General features: G+C 41.6%; 13 protein-coding genes. 9 read left to right on the forward strand and 4 right to left on the reverse strand.

What is annotated here, in order from left to right; all coding sequences use genetic code 11:
* The first annotated feature begins 2,526 nt into the window (after positions 1–2,526).
* Positions 2,527–3,150: a hypothetical protein gene (locus tag A3G3_RS14965; RefSeq protein WP_456152358.1), complete on the forward strand. Its 624-nt coding sequence runs from the start codon at positions 2,527–2,529 to the stop codon at positions 3,148–3,150.
* Positions 3,151–3,275: 125 nt separating this feature from the next.
* On the opposite strand, the gene corA is transcribed toward A3G3_RS14965, so the two are convergent.
* Positions 3,276–4,574 (reverse strand): magnesium/cobalt transporter CorA, encoded by a 1,299-nt coding sequence (gene corA, locus A3G3_RS0105400; protein ID WP_019519522.1) that lies wholly within the window; start codon positions 4,572–4,574, stop codon positions 3,276–3,278.
* 309 nt (positions 4,575–4,883) lie between these two features.
* Between corA and A3G3_RS0105405 the strand changes: the two genes are divergently transcribed.
* The 3 genes from A3G3_RS0105405 to A3G3_RS0105415 all read left to right on the forward strand — a co-directional run bounded on the left by A3G3_RS0105405 (position 4,884) and on the right by A3G3_RS0105415 (position 8,975).
* Positions 4,884–6,134, forward strand: a complete 1,251-nt coding sequence (locus tag A3G3_RS0105405; RefSeq protein ID WP_019519523.1) for an ATP phosphoribosyltransferase regulatory subunit — start codon at positions 4,884–4,886, stop codon at positions 6,132–6,134.
* 61 nt (positions 6,135–6,195) lie between these two features.
* Positions 6,196–7,485 (forward strand): adenylosuccinate synthase, encoded by a 1,290-nt coding sequence (locus A3G3_RS0105410; protein ID WP_019519524.1) that lies wholly within the window; start codon positions 6,196–6,198, stop codon positions 7,483–7,485.
* A gap of 101 nt (positions 7,486–7,586) precedes the next feature.
* A complete protein-coding gene (locus tag A3G3_RS0105415) occupies positions 7,587–8,975 on the forward strand; it encodes a Na+/H+ antiporter family protein (RefSeq protein WP_019519525.1) in 1,389 nt (462 codons plus the stop codon).
* 108 nt (positions 8,976–9,083) lie between these two features.
* Here A3G3_RS0105415 and A3G3_RS0105420 read toward each other — a convergent pair whose 3' ends face one another.
* Complete coding sequence (locus A3G3_RS0105420; RefSeq protein WP_019519526.1) at positions 9,084–10,370, reverse strand: acetyl-CoA C-acetyltransferase; 1,287 nt, start codon at positions 10,368–10,370, stop codon at positions 9,084–9,086.
* A 291-nt stretch (positions 10,371–10,661) separates the two neighbouring features.
* On the opposite strand from A3G3_RS0105420, the gene A3G3_RS0105425 reads away from it, so the two are divergent.
* The 3 genes from A3G3_RS0105425 (at position 10,662) to A3G3_RS0105435 (ending at position 14,298) form a co-directional block, all read left to right on the forward strand.
* On the forward strand, positions 10,662–12,038 hold the full coding sequence (locus A3G3_RS0105425; protein ID WP_019519527.1) for a 3-oxoacyl-ACP reductase: 1,377 nt from the start codon (positions 10,662–10,664) through the stop codon (positions 12,036–12,038).
* Between the two features lie 184 nt (positions 12,039–12,222).
* Complete coding sequence (locus A3G3_RS0105430; RefSeq protein ID WP_019519528.1) at positions 12,223–12,618, forward strand: helix-turn-helix domain-containing protein; 396 nt, start codon at positions 12,223–12,225, stop codon at positions 12,616–12,618.
* Positions 12,619–12,633: 15 nt separating this feature from the next.
* Positions 12,634–14,298 carry an ABC1 kinase family protein gene (locus tag A3G3_RS0105435; protein ID WP_019519529.1) on the forward strand — a complete coding sequence of 555 codons (1,665 nt, stop codon included), beginning with the start codon at positions 12,634–12,636 and terminating at the stop codon, positions 14,296–14,298.
* Positions 14,299–14,311: 13 nt separating this feature from the next.
* On the opposite strand, the gene thiS is transcribed toward A3G3_RS0105435, so the two are convergent.
* Both thiS and lipA read right to left on the reverse strand, forming a co-directional pair.
* Positions 14,312–14,512 (reverse strand): sulfur carrier protein ThiS, encoded by a 201-nt coding sequence (thiS, locus tag A3G3_RS0105440; RefSeq protein WP_019519530.1) that lies wholly within the window; start codon positions 14,510–14,512, stop codon positions 14,312–14,314.
* Between the two features lie 92 nt (positions 14,513–14,604).
* A complete protein-coding gene (lipA, locus tag A3G3_RS0105445) occupies positions 14,605–15,678 on the reverse strand; it encodes a lipoyl synthase (protein WP_019519531.1) in 1,074 nt (357 codons plus the stop codon).
* Between the two features lie 455 nt (positions 15,679–16,133).
* Between lipA and acnB the strand changes: the two genes are divergently transcribed.
* Both acnB and A3G3_RS0105455 read left to right on the forward strand, forming a co-directional pair.
* Positions 16,134–18,758, forward strand: a complete 2,625-nt coding sequence (acnB, locus tag A3G3_RS0105450; protein WP_026212867.1) for a bifunctional aconitate hydratase 2/2-methylisocitrate dehydratase — start codon at positions 16,134–16,136, stop codon at positions 18,756–18,758.
* Between the two features lie 96 nt (positions 18,759–18,854).
* Positions 18,855–19,553, forward strand: a complete 699-nt coding sequence (locus A3G3_RS0105455) for a hypothetical protein (RefSeq protein ID WP_019519533.1) — start codon at positions 18,855–18,857, stop codon at positions 19,551–19,553.
* Positions 19,554–19,570 lie beyond the last annotated feature (17 nt).

Consider the following 19,570-nt stretch of genomic DNA (forward strand, 5'->3'; position numbering starts at 1 on the left):
ACAGGGACAACCAACACGAATGAAAATGGCAAAACAGCGGACGACAAAACTGTACCTACTTACACCATCGCGATTGACAACGGTAAAACAAGCGAAAGCCCAATTACGGTTGAATTCAAAGTGAGTACAAAAGATCCGCTAACCGCAGAAGATGCTGACTTGGTTACAAACGGNACTAAAGTCTATGCAGTTGANGCAAAAGGCGTACGCACGGAATTAACACCAACGATTAAAGACGGTGTTTATAAAGTAGATATGCCAGCAGGTACTAAACTAGAAGTAGAAACCCCATTGGTTAACGATAATGTTTACGAAGGGGCAGANACCTATCAAGTTGAACTGGTATCCGCTAAAGTTGGCGAACAAGATGTAAAAACGACTGAACCAACAAAGCAGTCTGTAACAACCACCATTCACGACAATGGCACAACAGACGGCAACACACCTGTTAGCCCAGATCCGACCGATCCGACAAAACCTGATCCAAACGATCCAAAACAAGCTAACGATAAGCCAAATATTGAAATCGATCCACCAACGCGTGTTTCTGAAGAAGGACTTATTGGTGGTAACAAAGACGATAAGGCTCTGGCTGGTTATGAGGATAAGACAAACGAATTAGTAACAAAAGGTAGTATAGCGATTAAAAATATCGATGTTACAGATAAATCAATCACCGATTCAATGAGTATTGTCCTTGATACAGGTTCTCAATTGACTGCTGATTTAAAACCGCTTATTTGGTCTAAAAAGGTAGAAAATGGTCAAACCATATGGACGGCAGGTCTAGATGACAAAGGAACTAACCCAGCCATTGTTGTCAAAGTTGATAACATTGGTAAAGCGGATAATGCGAATAATCAGATGAATTTTGCCTATCAAGTAGAGTTAAAACGTCCGATTGACCATCCAAATAAAGGTGGTGAAGATACGCTACCGATTACGTTTAATGTCTCTGCCAAAGCAGGTAATGATATCATTGCCGTGGCAGAACAAGGTAAAAATATCGTCGTTGTTGTAGAAGATGATATGCCAAGACAAGATAACGTTGTACACAATATCCAAGTGGCTCATGATACGATTGGTTTTGGTAATCTGACAGCAGGCTTTACTGACACTACTTATAAGGTTGAGCTATCTTATTCAAACGCACAAGTACAAAATGCAACATCCACGTTGTTGGGCACAAACGTGACCGTAAATTATAATGATGGTGTAGTAAAACAGCTTACTGAGTCTACAAATGTTCTTTCTGAGAATACTCAACGTGACAACGATAATCTCGATGACTCATTGGCTTGGGGTTGGAATGGAAATTCTCAGAAAACTGCAGGTTATGATTTGGTCGATAATGCACAGCTTTCAAGCACATCACTCACCAAAATAACGGATACTTTTACGTTGGGCACTTTTACTCACCGTAACAACAGTATTAATTCACAGTATGGTGTACTTGAAAAAACCAGCCTTGCGGTGCAGTTTGATATCACCATCAATGGTGAGAAAGTACAAACACCGTTGGTTAAATTTGGTCTAACTCACTTAGAAACCACCAATGATACAAATAATCTGCAAGGAGTTCCTTCAAATGACTTTGTGATTGTAAAAAACAGTGACCAAGTGATTCAAGTAGGTGATACAGCTTATCTATTGAAAATCGAGGGGGCGGTTAAACAGGGTACCAATGCGGATATTAATAAAGAAATACTTACTGCATTTAACAACCTTACGACTCAGTCATGGTCTGTTTCTCAAGGACTAGCAGGCTTCTTAGATAATGATAGAAAGATTAATCTTCTGAATAATAATCTACTACAAGATGGTAAACAGATGTCTATCGCTGAGTTTGCGAATGCAGTTGGGCTAGCCCAAAATGATGCTAACGTTAAACAGGTTTATGATTTATGGACTCAGTTATATAATACTACTCTTAGCAATGGCAAGTCTGTGGCGAATAGTAATAACATTGCGAATGCGACAGCCGTAACACAAGCATTATTTGATAAGGTTAATTCATTAACTCTGCCAGACGCGACCAAAGTAAACTTTATTCGTACTATTCTAGACGGTACGATTTTGACTACCACTGAGGCTCAAGATAATAACTTTGATGTAAAAGCGAATTTATCGCCAATCACAAATCCATTAGACCTGAGTACCAACGTTGATATTCAAGGTAAAATTCATATCGGTGGTGATGCTAAAGGTGTTGATGTGACATGGCTTGCTAAAAAGGCAGATGGTGCTTTAGAAGAAGGTATCACTGAAGTTGTTATGAAAACAAAAGCAGGGGTCGTGACGCAGGATATTAACCAAGCTCAGACTTTTGAAATTAAGAGCAAATATGGGGTAATGACAGCTCATCGTGATGGCTCTTACAGTTTTAAAGCAGTGAGTAATATTGCAGATATTGTGAAAGCAGGTGAGAAAGGTACGTTTGCATTTAAATATGCCTACGTAGATAATGACGGTGACCAAGCCATTTCTGATATTCGTTTTGACTTTGACGGGCTTACTGCAAATCAGATGTCAGAGGTGCGTCCTTACACTGACCAAGGTTCATTTGAGCAACATAAAAACGATTACTATGTTGGCTCAACCAAAGCTGAAGTTATTAATGGTGGACGAGGTGAGGATACTTTGGTTGGCAATGGCGGTCAAGATACATTAATTGGTGGTACAGGTAACGATGTATTGTTCTATGGTAAAAATACTATAATTGATGGTGATGGTTACGATAGCTTCGAAAATACAGCTTATGCCTATAGTGCTGAAGAGATCGCAACAGATACCAACAATTTTGATACCTTATCATTGATTAACTGGGTTGAGTTAGAGGGTACTAATCAAAAACAGATTGATTTTAGTGCCATTCAGTCATCAACCATCAAAAATATCGAAGCAATTGATATGACCAATGATTTTGCTCAATCACTTAAGATTACCGCTAGTAGCGTGCTTTCCATGACAGATGGTCGTAATAAGCTATTTATAGATGGTGATGCAAGCGATACGGTTCAAATCCAAAATATGACGAAAGCTGGTACATACAATAAAGAGGTAAATGGTGAAAGCAAGGTGTATGATATGTATATAGGTAATGGTGCAACACTTTATGTATTGCAAGATATCAATGACCAAATCATTTAAAACTTAAATCTATTGTATAATTTTCAAGACGCTCCACCTGTTGGAGCGTTTTTTCTGTCTTATTTAAGCCATAAAAAAGGCAGAAATTTAAAATTTCCACCTTTTTAACGGTTTGCTCGTTTTTTTTACAACCAATCTGCTTTTCTAAAGCGATAATATAACGTCCCACAAATCGCAAAAATCAGCCCAAGCAATACAAAATAACCATATCGCCACGACAACTCAGGCATATTATCAAAATTCATACCATAAATCCCTGCCATCGCGGTTGGCACTGCCAAAATACCTGCCCATGCCGCCAGTTTTCGTACCACTTCATTTTGCCCCATCGTCACCACCGCCATGTAGGTATCCATTGCCACCGATAGCATTTCATTAAGACCATTTACCGCATCCAACGCACGTAATAAATGGTCGTTCACGTCCCGAAAATACGGTTTGGCTTGGCTTGGGAATGTTGGCGTTAGGTCATTTTTTTTGTGATTGATAAAAAAGTTACAAATATCTTGCACAGGCAAAATCACCGCTCGCATATGTACCAACTGTGACTTTAATTCGTATAAATTTCGCAGGGTTTGAATATCAAAACTTTCCGAAAAAATTTCACGTTCTTGCTCACGCAAATAACGCCCCAATTTTTCGGTAATCGGCAAATAGTTGTCCACCACAAAGTCCAAAATTGCGTGCAATACAAAAATCGGTCCTAACCGCAGTTTTTCAGGGCGACGATGACAATAATCACGCACGCTTTCGTAACTGTGCGATGCGCCTTGGCGAATGGTGATAATATACTGTTTACCCATAAAGATTGCGGTCGTACCATAACGGATATTATTATCAGTGAGTTTGGCAGTTCGCACTACCACGAACACGCTATCGCTACCGTAGCTTTCTACTTTGGCTCGTTGATGCTCGGCAAACGCATCTTCAATCGCCAATTCATGCAAATCAAAGGCTTCTTTCACTTCATGAATTGTTTCGGCACTTGGGTCGTGCAGACCAACCCAAACGAACACATTGTTGTTAGCAAGCTCACGGCGGACATCGTCTAGCTCAATTTCGCCCAATTTTTCGCCTGTTTTGCGTGAATAAGTAAAACAATTTGAAACTTCATTTATCCCAACAAATCGGCTCTCATCTAGCTCGGCTTCGGGATTATATTCAGGTGGCGTATTGTCAATTTCAGCGATTGGTTCGCCGTCTTCGTCTTCTTCGTAATCTTCACCATAGATATAGCTGTCTTCGCCGTGCAAATCCAAATCTAGCTCATCTTCATCATTTTCATTGTGTTGAATTTGATAAACTTCTGTTTGGTTTTTTGTAGGTGTTTCGTCTAGGTCTTGCGATGGTTCGTCGGTGTGTAGGGGAATAGTCGTGGTTGGAGATTGGTTGTCTGGGTGATTTTTTAGAAGATTTTTTGTCATAACCAGTCTCGCTTTGCAACAATAAATAGCGTCTATTGTAACAAAAAAAAAGCCAATTGTCAGTTCATTGCCTTGTAAAAAACTTAAAATTTGCTGAGAAATTTAAATAAAAATAAATTGAATTTTTATATTTTTTGTAAAAATTAAAAAAAATAGCGAAAATATAAGAATGATTTTGCCAATCCAGATTTGCTATGTTACAATAAAAAGGAAAAGTGTGCTATTTTTCTTTTCATGTCGCTTTATTTATTCGTCAAATTTTCAAAATTATTTTACCAAGCTAATTAAAGCCAAGGCTAGGGGAAAACCGTGAATACGGCAAATAACCAACCAAATCATCAATCCAACCAAAGTCAAACCGAATTTAACTGTCAAAATGCCAATACATGGCTACTGCCTGACGGTGTTCAAGATTTATTATCGCACCAAGCGGTCAAACAAGAAAACTTACGCCATGAGCTATTAGCGATTTTGAGATCGTATGGTTATGAGCTTGTCAGTCCGCCGTTGATTGAGTTTACCGAAAGTTTGCTTGGTTATGCCACCGAAGATTTAAAACGTCAAACTTTTAAAATGATTGATCAATTAACAGGGCGTTCTATGGGCGTGCGTGCAGATATTACGCCACAAATTGCAAGGATTGATGCCAATCTGCAAAACCGTCAAACTGCGATGGCGTCAAGCATTGCTCGCTACTGTTATGCAGGGCATGTGGTTTATACCTTGCCAAAAGGTTTGTTTGGTTCACGAATGCCGTTGCAGTTGGGTGCGGAGATTTTTGGAATAAGTGATTTAAAGGCTGATATAGAAATCTTAAATTTATTGTTAGCATTATTAGATAATAATCAGTTAATCGCTCGTTGTCATTTGGATATCGGTCATGTGGCGATTTTCCAAACTTTGAGCCAACTTGCCAATTTATCGCCGAATGTAAAAGGGCAACTGATTGATTTATACAGTAATAAAGCCTTGCCAGCGTTAGACAGTTTTTGCCAACAACTTGCCAAAACATCCGCCTTTGCCCAAGATTTTTATGTGCTAGGTGAATTTAGCAATGACTTGACAAAATTAGAAGAAAAACTGTCCATTACTGCCAAATCACATCCGACGATTCGTCAAGCACTCGATGATTTGACGGCATTAATCCGCCATTTGCATAGCCGTAACATTAGCATTAGTGTGGATGTCTCGGCTCTCAAAGGCTATCATTATCATACAGGCGTGGTGTTTAATGTATATGTGGAAAATGAGCGGTTACCAATCGTGCGGGGTGGAAGATACCTTAATCCGTTTGCCAATGAGCTACGTCAAGCCACAGGCTTTAGTTGTGATTTAACCCGTTGGCAACAACATATTGATAATCCTAAAGAAATGTTGACTATTGTAGCTTTCTCATCAAATTTGCCAAATGACGTGTTAGAACAGCGTGAGCAAGTGATAACAACCTTGCGTAAAGAAGGGCAAGCGGTGGTTGTCGCCTTATCTGAACAAGATATACCAGCGTCGGCAACGCACAGGCTTGTGTATGAACAAGGGCAATGGCAACAAAAAGCATTGTAATTTTTTTAAAAATTTATTGAAAAACAGCTAATCAAATTAATTAACCAAAAGGGTGAAAATTATGGGAAAAAGCGTCGTTGTATTAGGTAGCCAATGGGGCGATGAAGGCAAAGGCAAAATCGTGGATTTGTTGACCGAAAAAGCGTCGGCGGTGGCACGTTATCAAGGTGGTCATAACGCAGGGCATACCCTTGTGGTAAATGGTGAAAAAACCGTGTTGCACCTTATTCCATCAGGGATTTTGCGTGAAGGCGTAACCTGCTATATCGGCAATGGCGTAGTGCTTGCCCCCGATGCACTGCTTAAGGAAATGAAAACCTTGGAAGAAGCTGGCGTGCCTGTGCGTGAGCGACTAAAAATATCGCCAAACTGTCCGCTAATTCTCCCACAGCACGTTGCCCTAGACCAAGCCCGTGAAATCAAGCGTGGCGGTAACAAAATTGGCACAACAGGACGTGGCATTGGACCTGCCTACGAAGACAAAGTCGCCCGCCGTGCCTTGCGTTTTGCCGACCTTTTGCGTGCAGATTTTGCTGATAAATTAAAAGACAATTTAGAATTTCACAATTTTGCTTTAACCCAATATTACGGCGTGGAAGCGGTAGATTTTGACAAAACCTTAGCCCTTGCCAATGAATGGCGTGATGAGCTTAAAGAGTTGGTAGCGGACGTAACAGGTGAGCTTGATGCGATGCGTAAAGCAGGCAAAAACTTGATGTTTGAAGGGGCACAAGGCACATTGCTTGACGTAGACCATGGTACTTATCCGTTTGTCACGAGTTCTAATACTACGGCAGGTGGTGTGTGTACAGGCACAGGTTTAGGGCCATTGTACTTTGATTATGTGCTAGGCATCACCAAAGCCTATACCACACGTGTCGGTTCAGGTCCTTTCCCAACCGAACTTTTTGATGAAACAGGCGAGCATTTGGCAAAAGTGGGTCAAGAGTTTGGAGCGACCACAGGACGAGCTCGTCGTTGTGGTTGGTTTGATGCAGCGATTTTACACCGTGCGGTGGTGTTAAATTCGTTATCAGGCATTTGCTTGACCAAACTTGACGTGCTTGACGAGTTAGAAGAAATCAATATTTGTACAGGTTATGAGTTGTCAAATGGTGAAGTCGTTGGTGCAAGTGACGCTGAGTTTTACGAGAATGTCAAGCCAGTCTATGAAACGGTGAAAGGCTGGCAATCAAGCACGGTGGGTGTGACCAAATTTGACGACTTGCCGACCAATGCCCAACAATACATCAAACGCATTGAAGCCGTGATTGAATGCCCAATTGATATTATTTCAACAGGTCCAGACCGCAGTGAGACCATTGTCTTGCGTGACCCTTATGATGCTTAATTGGTAACTTAATAAAAAAGAACGTAAAATTTGCGTTCTTTTTTTGTGAAAAATTTCGTTTTGTAATTTTTTGTATATTTTGGATAGTTTTGGGGAAAATTATGCTAACCAATGCGGTATTGTGGGCGGTGATTGTCATGCTCGTGCTGTCTTTGTCACGGGTTCATGTGGTGCTAAGTTTGATTATTGGGGCAGTGACAGGCGGTTTGATTGCAGGCTTGCCACTGACTGACATCGTTGGGGCAGATGATAAAGTTGTCACTACAGGTATTTTGACCCATTTTCAAAACGGTCTAAAAGAAGGTGCGGTGATTGCCTTATCTTATGCGTTGCTCGGGGCGTTTGCGGTCGCTATTTCGCATTCGGGCATGCCACAAATGTTGTCAAAAAAGGCAATTTCTGCCATTAATGCCAAAAAAGACGGTAAGCGGGGTAGTCTAAAATGGCTGTTAATTGGCGGTGTGTTATTGATGAGTATGGCAAGCCAAAATTTAATTCCCATTCATATTGCCTTTATTCCACTGGTTATTTCACCTTTGATTTTAGTATTTAATCGTTTGCAAATTGACAGAAGGCTACTTGCGTGTGTGATGACTTTTGGACTTGTCAATACCTATATGTTTTTGCCATATGGCTTCGGTGATATTTATCTTAACCAAATTATTTTAAAAAATATCAGCGAAGCTGGGCTAGATGTTAAAGGTATTTCGGTGATTCACGCCATGCTAATTCCTGCTTTGGGAATGCTTGTGGGTTTATTGACGGCGATTTTTGTCAGTTACCGTAAGCCACGCATTTACCAAGATATTGACATCGCAAGTAATGATGATTTGTTTAATCAAACCACGAAATCCACCAAATTAAGTGATAACATCAAATACCGCACCGCCATTGCCGTAGTTGCTATTATCGTGTCATTTGTGATGAAACTCTACACTGATTCTTTGATTTTGGGGGCATTGACAGGTTTTGGGGTGTTTATGGCGACAGGCGTGGTCAAGTGGTCAGAAGCCGACAGTGTGTTTAATGATGGTATGAAACTTCTTGCCATGATTGGCTTTATCATGATTACCGCACAGGGCTTTGCTGAAGTCATGAATGCCACAGGGCAAATCAAGCCTCTCGTGGACGCTAGCACCGAGATATTTGCAGGGTCAAAGGGTTTGGCGGCGTTTGCAATGTTATTTATCGGACTTGTGGTGACGATGGGCATTGGTTCGTCATTTTCTACAGTACCAATCATTGCCACCATTTATGTGCCACTGTGTATGAGCATGGGGTTTTCACCGCTTGCGACCGTGTCTTTGATTGCGACAGCAGGGGCGCTAGGTGATGCCGGTTCGCCTGCGTCAGATTCTACGCTAGGACCGACGATGGGGCTTAATGTGGACGGTCAGCACAGTCATATTTATGACAGTGTTGTGCCGACATTTTTGCATTATAATTTGCCGTTATTGGTATTTGGGTGGATTGCGGCGATGATTTTATAGCAGTATAGCTGATTTAATGATATTAGTGAAGTTAAAAGTAAACAAAAAAACAGGCGAAATTTTCACCTGTTTTTCAAATGTTATTAATAATGTTTATGTTAAGAAAAATTACTTCTCAACAATCGCTACCACGCCTTGACCACCTGCGGCACAGATAGAAATCAACGCACGTCCGCCACCTTTTTGGTCAAGCAATTTTGCGGTGCTTGCTAAGATACGTCCACCTGTCGCCGCAAATGGGTGTCCTGCCGCCAATGATGAGCCGTTGACATTCAATTTACTACGGTCAATTGAGCCTAATGCTTTATCCAAGCCCAAACGTTCTTTACAGAAAGTTTCGTCTTCCCACGCCTTTAACGTGGATAGCACTTGGCTAGCGAAAGCTTCGTGAATTTCATAATAATCAAAATCTTGCAACGTCAAACCTGCACGAGCCAACATTCTTGGTACGGCATACGCAGGGGCGAGCAATAAGCCTTCTTTTTCGCCTGTTTTGCCGATGAAATCAACCGCTGCCGTTTCTTGGTGCGTGATATATGCCAACGGTTTTAAGCCGTGAGCGGTTGCCCATTCATCGCTTGCCAGTAGAACGCAAGACGCACCGTCTGTCAATGGCGTTGAGTTACCTGCGGTCATGGTTGGGTTTGCCCCTTTTTTGCCAAACACAGGTTTTAAACTTGCCAATTTTTCCAAAGTAACGTCAGGACGCAAGTTGTTATCACGGGTCAAACCACGAAACGGCGTCATTAAATCATTAAAAAAACCTTCGTCATAGGCACGAGCCAAATTTTTATGGCTGTTAAATGCCAATTCGTCTTGGGCTTCACGCGTAATGCCCCATTCTAACGCTGTAATCGCTTGGTGTTCGCCCATAGACAAATGCGTGCGTGGCTCACCATTTTGTGGGGCATCAATCAAATCTTTTGGATTAATTGACAATAAGGCTTGCAAGCGTTGTTTGTTGGTTTTGGCATTGTTTAACTTTAACAAGGCTTTACGCAAGCCATCACCAATCCCAAGCGGTGCATCAGATGTGGTATCCACCCCGCCTGCAATCGCTGAATCAATCAAACCCAACGCAATTTTATTACTTACGGCAAACGTCGCCTGTAAGCCTGTGCCACACGCTTGTGAAATGTCATAGGCAGGTGTTTGTGGGTCTAACGCCGTGCTTAACACGCATTCACGGGTCATATTAATATCACGGCTAAGTTTGATAACCGCCCCTGCGACCACTTCGCCAAGACGTTCACCCTGCAAATCAAACCGCTCAACTAAGCCATTTAAACTGGCGGTTAACATATCTGAGTTACTGGCGTTGGCATACACACCATTAGAACGGGCAAAAGGAATACGATTACCACCCAAAATAGCGACTTTACGGGGATTGCTCATGATTTTATCCTTAATAATAACTGATGAATGATTAAAATTCTTAAAAATAGATGTTTGCTGAAATTGGTGTTAATTTTTAAAAACTTAACAAAAAGAACGCCTAGTTTACCACAAATTTTTCAAAAAAATTAAATTGAACCAAAACAATAACAAAATTTTATATAAAATCATTTAAATAATAATTTTTAGTTTTAGTTACAGTTTAATCATAGTCTTTTAGCCAAGATTTGATATAATAAAAATATTTTAACAATCATTCGTTTTACTTTTAACAAGCAATAAGGATTTCTGATGTCAGATAATTATTCAAATTTTGTTCAATCGCCACTTGGTAAAAAAGTTGCCCAAAATCTTGGCTTACCGATGCCAATCCGTTTGGAACGTTACAAAGACGGTCAAGCACCGATTACAGGTAGCGTGATTTTTGGGGCAAGTCAAGGGGCGGTATTGACCGATAGCGTGGCAAAAATTTTGGCAAATGTAAATGCAGACGTGTTCACATCGGCAACACTTGGTGATAATTTTGCCAAACATTCGTTGACAGCGAACTTACCAATGGCGGACGGTCGTTATAAAGTGGCGATTTTTGATGCCAGTGGCGTGAGTGATACGGACGGTTTAAAGCAGGTGTATGAATTTTTTCATCCGATTGCCCGTGCCATTGAAAAATCAGGGCGTGTTATTGTGCTAGGCGTGCCACCTGAACAGTGTGAAACGGTTGCTCAAGCGGCGGCACAGCGTGCGTTAGAAGGCTTTGTAAAATCAGTCGGCAAAGAATTAAAAAAAGGCATTACCAGTCAGTTGATTTATGTGGGACAAGGTGGTGCAGAAAATCTTGAAAGTACTTTAAGATTTTTTGCATCACCACGTTCGGCATATGTGTCAGGGCAAGTGGTGCGTGTTGGCAACGCTGATGCGGTTGTGGTTAATTGGCAAAAACCATTGGCAGGTAAAACCATGCTGGTTACAGGGGCAAGCCGTGGTATCGGTGAGTCAATCGCTCGTGTGTTGGCTCGGGATGGGGCGTTTGTAATTTGTTTGGACGTGGCAGGGCAACAAGCCGACTTGCAAAAAGTCGCAGGTGAAATCGGGGGGGCAACCTTAGCCCTTGATATCACAGCGAGCGATGCAGGGGAAAAAATTGCTGAAGTTGCCAAAAAACGTGGTGGACTGGATGCCATTATCCACAATGCAGGGGTAACGCGTGATAAAACTTTGGCAAAAATGGACGAAAAAATGTGGGATTTGGTGTTAAATATTAACCTAAAAGCCGAACAAACCATTGACGATAGTTTACTTGAAAATCAAGTATTTAACCAAAATGCTCGCATTGTTTGCGTGTCGTCAATTAGTGGCATTGCAGGTAATTTGGGGCAAACCAACTACGCCATGAGTAAAGCAGGGGTAATTGGTGTGGTACAAGCCACCGCCCCACGCCTAAAAAATGGCATGACGATTAATGCGGTCGCCCCTGGATTTATTGAAACACAAATGACCGCACAAATTCCGTTTGCCATTCGTGAAGCGGGTCGCCGTATGAACTCAATGAGCCAAGGCGGTCTGCCTGTGGACGTTGCCGAGACGATTGCGTGGCTTGCCTGCCCTGCGTCAGGCGGTGTGAATGGGCAAATCGTGCGTGTGTGCGGACAAAGTTTGCTCGGTGCGTAGTGTTAATGTGAATTTAATAAAATTGGGTTACCGTGTTAGCCCAATTTTTTTTGTCAATTTTTTTAAGAATAGGTGAATAACCTAAAAATTGCAACTTTATCAACTATTTTAAAAAAAACTACAATAAATTGGGGGAATATGGTAAATTATGCTTTTAGTTTATTCAATGGAAGTTAGGCTTAAGATGAAAACTTACGAAAAAATCCGTGAATTGCGAGAAAATCATCATTGGACACAGGAAGATGTTGCCAAAAAAATTGACCTAACCCCACAAGGTTATGCCAAAATAGAGCGTGGTGAGACTCGGTTGACCTTAGAGCGGTTAGAACAATTTGCCGATATTTTTGATGTGGATATTGCCCAGTTGCTTAGCACCACGAGCCAAATCTTTTATCAAAGTACCAAAGATAGTCAATATATTTACCAAAACACACAAATCAACGATGATGTAAAGCACTATCAGCACGAAATTGATAAATTAAAATTAACTTTAGCTTATAAAGATGAAATGATTGCCAAATTGAATGAACAAATTCATGATTTAAGAAATTTAAATGACGCATTAATTAAAAATAACTGATAAAAGAGCCAACTTGTGTTAATTACGCACCGTAAACGTCTGTTTCAGCTTTGGCAAATCTGTGCCAAATACCGCCTTGATACGCATTTAAACCACGATGAAATGCCAGAGCTTGCCCCACTAGCTCGGCTAATTGCCAGTCATCATGCCGCTTGGTTCGCTAAACCCCAGCCTAATGGCGTGAAGTTGGCATTGGAAGAAATGGGGACCTTGTTTTTAAAATTGGGGCAACTGTTATCCACTCGCCGAGACCTTGTACCGCCACAAATTATTGAGCAGTTAGTGCAGTTACAAGACCGTGTGAAGCCGTTTGATGTGGCGATTGTCAAACAACAAATTGAAAAATCAGTAAAAGATGGCGGTTTTGGACAGTCATTAGATGAGTTGTTTGTGCGATTTGACGAAATGCCATTGGCGGCGGCTTCTATCGCCCAAGTACATACTGCACGCTTGCACGATGGGCGTGAAGTGGTGGTAAAAGTGGTGCGTCCGGGTATTCGTGAGCAGATTTTGGCAGATTTTGAGTTGTTGCGAGATTTGGCAAATTGGACATCCGCACGTTTAGAGCCTGCAAGGGCAATCCATATTATTGATGTGGTGGAAGACTACCGTCAAGTGATGTTAAATGAACTGGATTTGACCCTAGAAGCCGATAATACGATGCAAATGCGAAATAATTTTTTGCATTCTCGCTTGATGTATGTGCCAGAAGTGTATCAAGCGAGCAAAAATGTGATGATAATGGAACGCATTGAAGGCGTGCCGATATCGCAAACACACATTTTTGATGAGCTTGGTTACGATAGGGCAAGTCTTGCCGAAAAAGGCCTGACGATTTTTTTTACCCAAGTCTTTCGAGATAATTTTTTCCATGCCGATATGCACCCTGGTAATGTGTTTGTAGAAACCTTGCCAAGCGGTACGCCAAACCCCAATCCACGCTACATTGCCCTGGATTGCTCAATTGTGGGCGAACTGGGCAAGGACGACCAATTATTGGTGGCTCGGCTATTATTATCGGTGATGAATAACAATTTTACAGGCTTGGTGGATACCATTGCACGGGCTGGTTGGATACCGCCAAACACCGACCGCTACGCCCTAATGCGAGATATGCGACGAACCGTATCACCGATGATTAGCAAACCGATTAATGAAATTGACTTTGCAGGCGTGTTGATGTCTATTTTGGACATTGCTAGACGTTATCATTTGGACATTCCACCACAACTGATGTTGTTGTTAAAAACCTTGGTTCACGTTGAAGGGTTGGGACGAGATTTGTACCCTGATTTGGATATTTGGTCACTTGCCAAACCAATTTTGACCCAATGGGTAAAACAACAACTTGACCCATTGCAAAAAATGCAAGAATTGCGTGGGCAATTACCAGAAATGTTATTAAGTTTCAATGATTTGCCAAAATTATTGGACAATAGTTTGCAAAGTTTGGCAAATTTGGGTGGGCATCAGGATTTACAACTACGAGAAATGCAACAAATCCGTGCCGATATACTCAAAAGCCGACAGCAAGACTGGGTGGCGTTGCTTGGTTTTGTTGGTTCACTATTTATCGCTCAGCAAGTGGCGACATTTAGCATCTGGCAAGTGAGTAGTTGGCTTGCACCGATTTTTTATTTGCTTGCGGTGTCATTCGTGTTGTGGCGGATTTTAGTGTAAAAATTAATAAAAATTAACCCCCACCTACCGCTTGCACTATTTCAATCACCATATTATCGTGAATTGGCGTGGTGTTAAGTTGGCTTTTCGGGATTAATTTGCCGTTGACTTCTACCGCAAAACGACCGTTAGTTTCCCCCATTTCTTCCAAAAAAGTCAATAAATTCTCGTGCGACGTTTGCAGTTTTGCACCATTTAATTGTATCGTTGCCATGGTGTTTCCTTAATTTTTATTTAATATTATATAAATAAAATGCGGATTATAATTTGTACCATAATCCACCAAGATTTAATGATTAAATAAGTTTAGCAACCGCCTTTTTTCATGTCTGCTTCGCTTAACGGATTTGCACCACGGGTTGGACGTGGGCAAGGCTCGCCATAATACTGACGGTCAGCAAAGTAGCTTGAGCGTACCATTGGATTTGCCCAAATATTGGCAAAACCCAACTTTTGTCCATAAGCGGTATAACGGTCAAATTCATCAGGATGCACAAAACGGTCAACAGGGGCGTGCGATTTACTTGGTTGTAAGTATTGTCCAATGGTAATTAAGTCCACATCATGGGCTTTTAAATCGTCTAGCAAGGCGTAAACTTCGTCTTCGGTTTCGCCAAGCCCTACCATAAATCCACATTTGGTCACGATATCAGGACGGCGTGCTTTATAATTCTTTAACAGTTTTAACGAATGTTGATAATCTGAGCCTGGTCGGAAGGCCTTGTACAGACGTGGCACGGTTTCAATGTTATGGTTAAATACGTCAGGGGCGGTTTCAGATAAAATATCCAATGCCAACTGCTCACGCCCACGAAAATCAGGCACCAAAATCTCAATCAAGCAGTTTGGCGACAAGGCACGGCTCTCGGTAATGACTTGGGCAAAATGGGAAGCACCGCCGTCTTTTAAGTCATCACGATCAACCGAGGTAATCACTGCGTATTTTAAGCCAAGCCCTGCAATGGTTTCGGCAGTGTGAATAGGTTCTTGCTTGTCAAGCGGATTGGGGCGTCCGTGTGCCACATCACAAAACGGACAGCGACGAGTACAGATATCACCCATAATCATAAAAGTCGCCGTACCATCGCCAAAGCATTGCGGTAGGTTGGGGCAAGCAGCTTCTTCGCAGACGGTGTAAAGTTTTTGTTTACGCAAGGTTTCTTTGATACGTCCGACTTCGGCAGGACTTGACATTTTTACTCGAATCCAGTCGGGTTTTTTAGGAGCTTCGACCGTTGGGATAATTTTGATGGGGATACGAGCCACTTTATCATGCCCACGCAATTTTTCACCGACTTCTGGACGTTTTGGGCGTTCTTTGGGGATAGGCGATGACGTGGTTACAGCATTTGGGGAAAAGGTTTGGACGGTTTGTGTCATTGTCGTGTCCTAAATTAATTTTTTAAAAAGAATAAACGGCATTAGGTGATTGCAAAATTAAATTGGCATAGTATAACAGAAAATCAACTCAAAATTTAGCTTTTTTAGCGTTGTCTTTGTGTTTGTCAGCGTTTGGATATGGACTTTTTTTGATTTTTTAGTTAACATAGCGAATAACATAGTTTTGCTGATGATAAGAATTTGGGTATTTTTTAAATAAATAATGGCTATATATCAAGCATTACAAATTTTACGTTAACTTTTTGAGTGTTTTAACGTATCATGTTAACGTTTGAAATCTTAAAACTTTGTTAAAAATTTACCCAATTTAGTGTTAGTTTTTTTAGTTAGTTTTACTTAGGTTTTAGTCTAATTTTTAGCCAAAATTAACAGTGTGCAGGTAGTTTAAATTTCACCCACATAGTGTTAATCAACAAGAGGATGATGTTATGTCAATGTTAGAAGCATATCGCAAACACGTTGAAGAGCGTGCCGAAAAAGGCGTTGTGCCACAGCCATTAAACGAAGAACAAGCGGCAGGACTTGTGGACTTATTAAAAAATCCACCTGCAGGCGAAGAGGCGTTTTTGCTTGATTTATTAGAAAATCGTATTCCACCGGGGGTCGACCAAGCAGCCTATGTTAAGGCAGGATTTTTGGCGGCGATTGTGCGAGGCGAAGCAACATCACCGCTGATTGACAAACAAAAAGCCATTCAATTATTGGGCGAAATGCAAGGCGGTTATAACGTTCAGCCACTTGTCGATGCCCTAGACGACAAAAATCTGGCTCGTGATGCTGGCGAAGCTTTAAAATATACCCTACTTATGTTTGATGCGTTCCATGATGTGACCGACAAGGCAGATGCTGGCAATGATATCGCCAAAGAAGTCATTCAATCGTGGGCGGACGCTGAGTGGTTTACAAACCGTCCAGAAGTACCCAAAAAATCCACCTACAAAACTTTTAAAGTAACAGGCGAAACCAACACCGATGATTTGTCGCCTGCCCAAGATGCGTGGAGTCGTCCTGATATTCCGCTACACGCTTTGGCAATGCTTAAAAATGCTCGTGAAGGGATTGTTCCTGACCAAGATGGCGTGATTGGACCGATGACCCAAATAGAAGAGCTTAAAAAAGACGGCATTCCGCTTGCTTATGTGGGCGATGTGGTCGGTACAGGGTCTAGCCGTAAATCAGCGACTAACTCAGTATTATGGTTAATGGGCGATGACATCAAAGGCGTGCCAAACAAGCGTGCTGGTGGTCTGTGCTTGGGCGGTAAAATTGCACCGATTTTCTTTAATACAATGGAAGATGCTGGTGCATTGCCGATTGAAGTTGATGTCAGCAAACTCAATATGGGCGATCTGTTTGATATTTATCCTTATGATGGTAAAATTACCAAACACGACAGCGATGAAGTGATTTCTACTTTTGAACTAAAATCCCCAACCCTACTAGACGAAGTGCGTGCAGGTGGTCGTATTCCTTTGATTATCGGTCGTGGCTTGACCAACAAAGCGCGTGAATATTTGGGATTAGCACCGTCAGATATTTTTGCCAAACCAGAGCAACCTGCCAACACAGGCAAAGGTTTTACCTTGGCACAAAAAATGGTCGGTCGTGCTTGCGGACTGCCAGAAGGTCAAGGCGTACGACCAGGAGCATATTGCGAACCTAAAATGACGACAGTCGGTAGTCAGGACACCACAGGTCCGATGACCCGTGATGAGCTTAAAGACTTGGCGTGTTTGGGCTTTTCAGCTGATCTTGTCATGCAATCATTTTGTCATACTGCTGCCTATCCAAAACCGATTGATGTAGAAACTCAGCATACTTTACCTGATTTTATTATGAACCGTGGTGGCGTTTCACTTCGCCCAGGGGATGGTATTATTCACTCATGGTTAAACCGTATGTTATTACCTGATACTGTGGGTACTGGTGGTGACTCACACACTCGTTTCCCAATGGGTATCTCATTCCCGGCAGGTTCTGGCTTGGTTGCGTTTGCAGCAGCAACTGGCGTAATGCCCCTGGATATGCCTGAGTCGGTGCGTGTACGATTTGTTGGCGAAATGCAACCGGGCATTACTTTGCGTGACTTGGTACACGCTATCCCTTTACAAGCCATTAAAGAAGGTCTTTTGACTGTTGAAAAAGCAGGCAAGAAAAATGTCTTTAACGGTCGTATCTTAGAAATTGAGGGCTTGGAGAATTTAACCGTAGAGCAAGCCTTTGAGTTGTCAGATGCTTCAGCAGAGCGTTCTGCAGCAGGTTGTACCATTACTTTATCGGAAGATTCTGTAAAAGAATACTTAACATCTAACATCACGCTTTTAAAATGGATGATTAGCGAAGGCTATGGCGATGCACGCACATTGGCACGCCGTATCAAAGGTATGGAGGAGTGGCTTGCCAAACCAAGTCTATTACGTGCCGATGCTGATGCAGAATACGCAGCGGATATTACCATTGATATGAGCTCAATCAAAGAGCCGATTTTGTGTTGTCCAAACGACCCAGACGATGCTAAGACCTTGGCAGATGTGGCAGGCGACAAGATTGACGAAGTGTTTATCGGTTCTTGTATGACCAATATTGGGCATTTCCGTGCAGCGGCAAATCTATTAACCGAAGTGCCAGCAGGCAGCTTGACCACTCGTCTGTGGATTGCACCACCGACCAAAATGGACGAAAAACAACTAATGGACGAAGGTCTATATAACGTATTCGCCCAAGCAGGTGCAAGAACTGAAATGCCAGGTTGCTCGCTATGTATGGGTAACCAAGCTCGTATCGCACCAAAATCCACAGCGGTATCCACTTCTACTCGTAACTTCCCGAACCGTCTAGGTCAAGGGGCGAATGTATATTTGGCATCAGCGGAACTGGCAGCGGTAGCATCGGTACTTGGTAAACTACCAACCAATGATGAGTACCAAACCTATGCAGGTAAACTAAACAGTATGTCAGCAGACATTTACCGTTACATGAATTTTGACCGCATGAGCGAATACACCAAAGAAGCTGATAGAGTAGATGTGGATAAAATCAACGTGGCACAGTTGACCTAACTCAGTGATTGTGTCAATTCATTGGCAACACAAAACCAAACAATCAAATGGTTGTTTGGTTTTTACTTTTTAACATTAGCAAATAAAGGCAATCTTATGAAACCCTTTGATTTTTCAACAAAAAAACGCCTAACTTTGTTAATCATCGCCATTGTATCAAGTATGGGCATTTATGGCTTACACCTTATTAAAAATTCTCAACAAATTTCCCTTATTTATGGCGTCAACCATGAAAATACACGCTGTCAGATTAATGAATATGTGGTGTTGGCAAATCAATTTCAATTACAAATTGATTATCAAAAATTTGGCTCAATACAACTTACAGGTTTGCGGAAAAGTTTAGATAAATTTAACGATTATATTTATAAAATTGAAAAAAAATTTACAAAAGATACGGTCTGTCAATTTTCCAATGTGCGTTATCATGTCGCCCACGTTAACCAAAAACTTGCCCTTCATATCCCAATCAATGCCGATTATGTTAGCTACCACCCCACACAGGATAAAGCAGTGTATTGTCATTACCATGAAACTGCAAAATACAAAGAACCCACGCAACCACGCTCGGCGTGTCATTTTTTGGCGGTGGAGAATGGCTTGTTGGTGGATTATGATATCTCGGATTTAGAACGGCGAAATCTTGAAACGTATCGGCAGAATACACGCATTGATAGCTTCAATTTTACCCATTCTTATGTGGAAAAATGGCAGACAAAAGGGCAAAGTCTGTTTGGCATTTTATTTTTGACTGAAATTAATCAGAACAGTTTTGGTTGGGGGGATTATTTTTAAGCGTTGCGGTTGTTGTT

The sequence above is a fragment of the Moraxella boevrei DSM 14165 genome, from assembly GCF_000379845.1.
Taxonomy (GTDB): domain Bacteria; phylum Pseudomonadota; class Gammaproteobacteria; order Pseudomonadales; family Moraxellaceae; genus Faucicola; species Faucicola boevrei.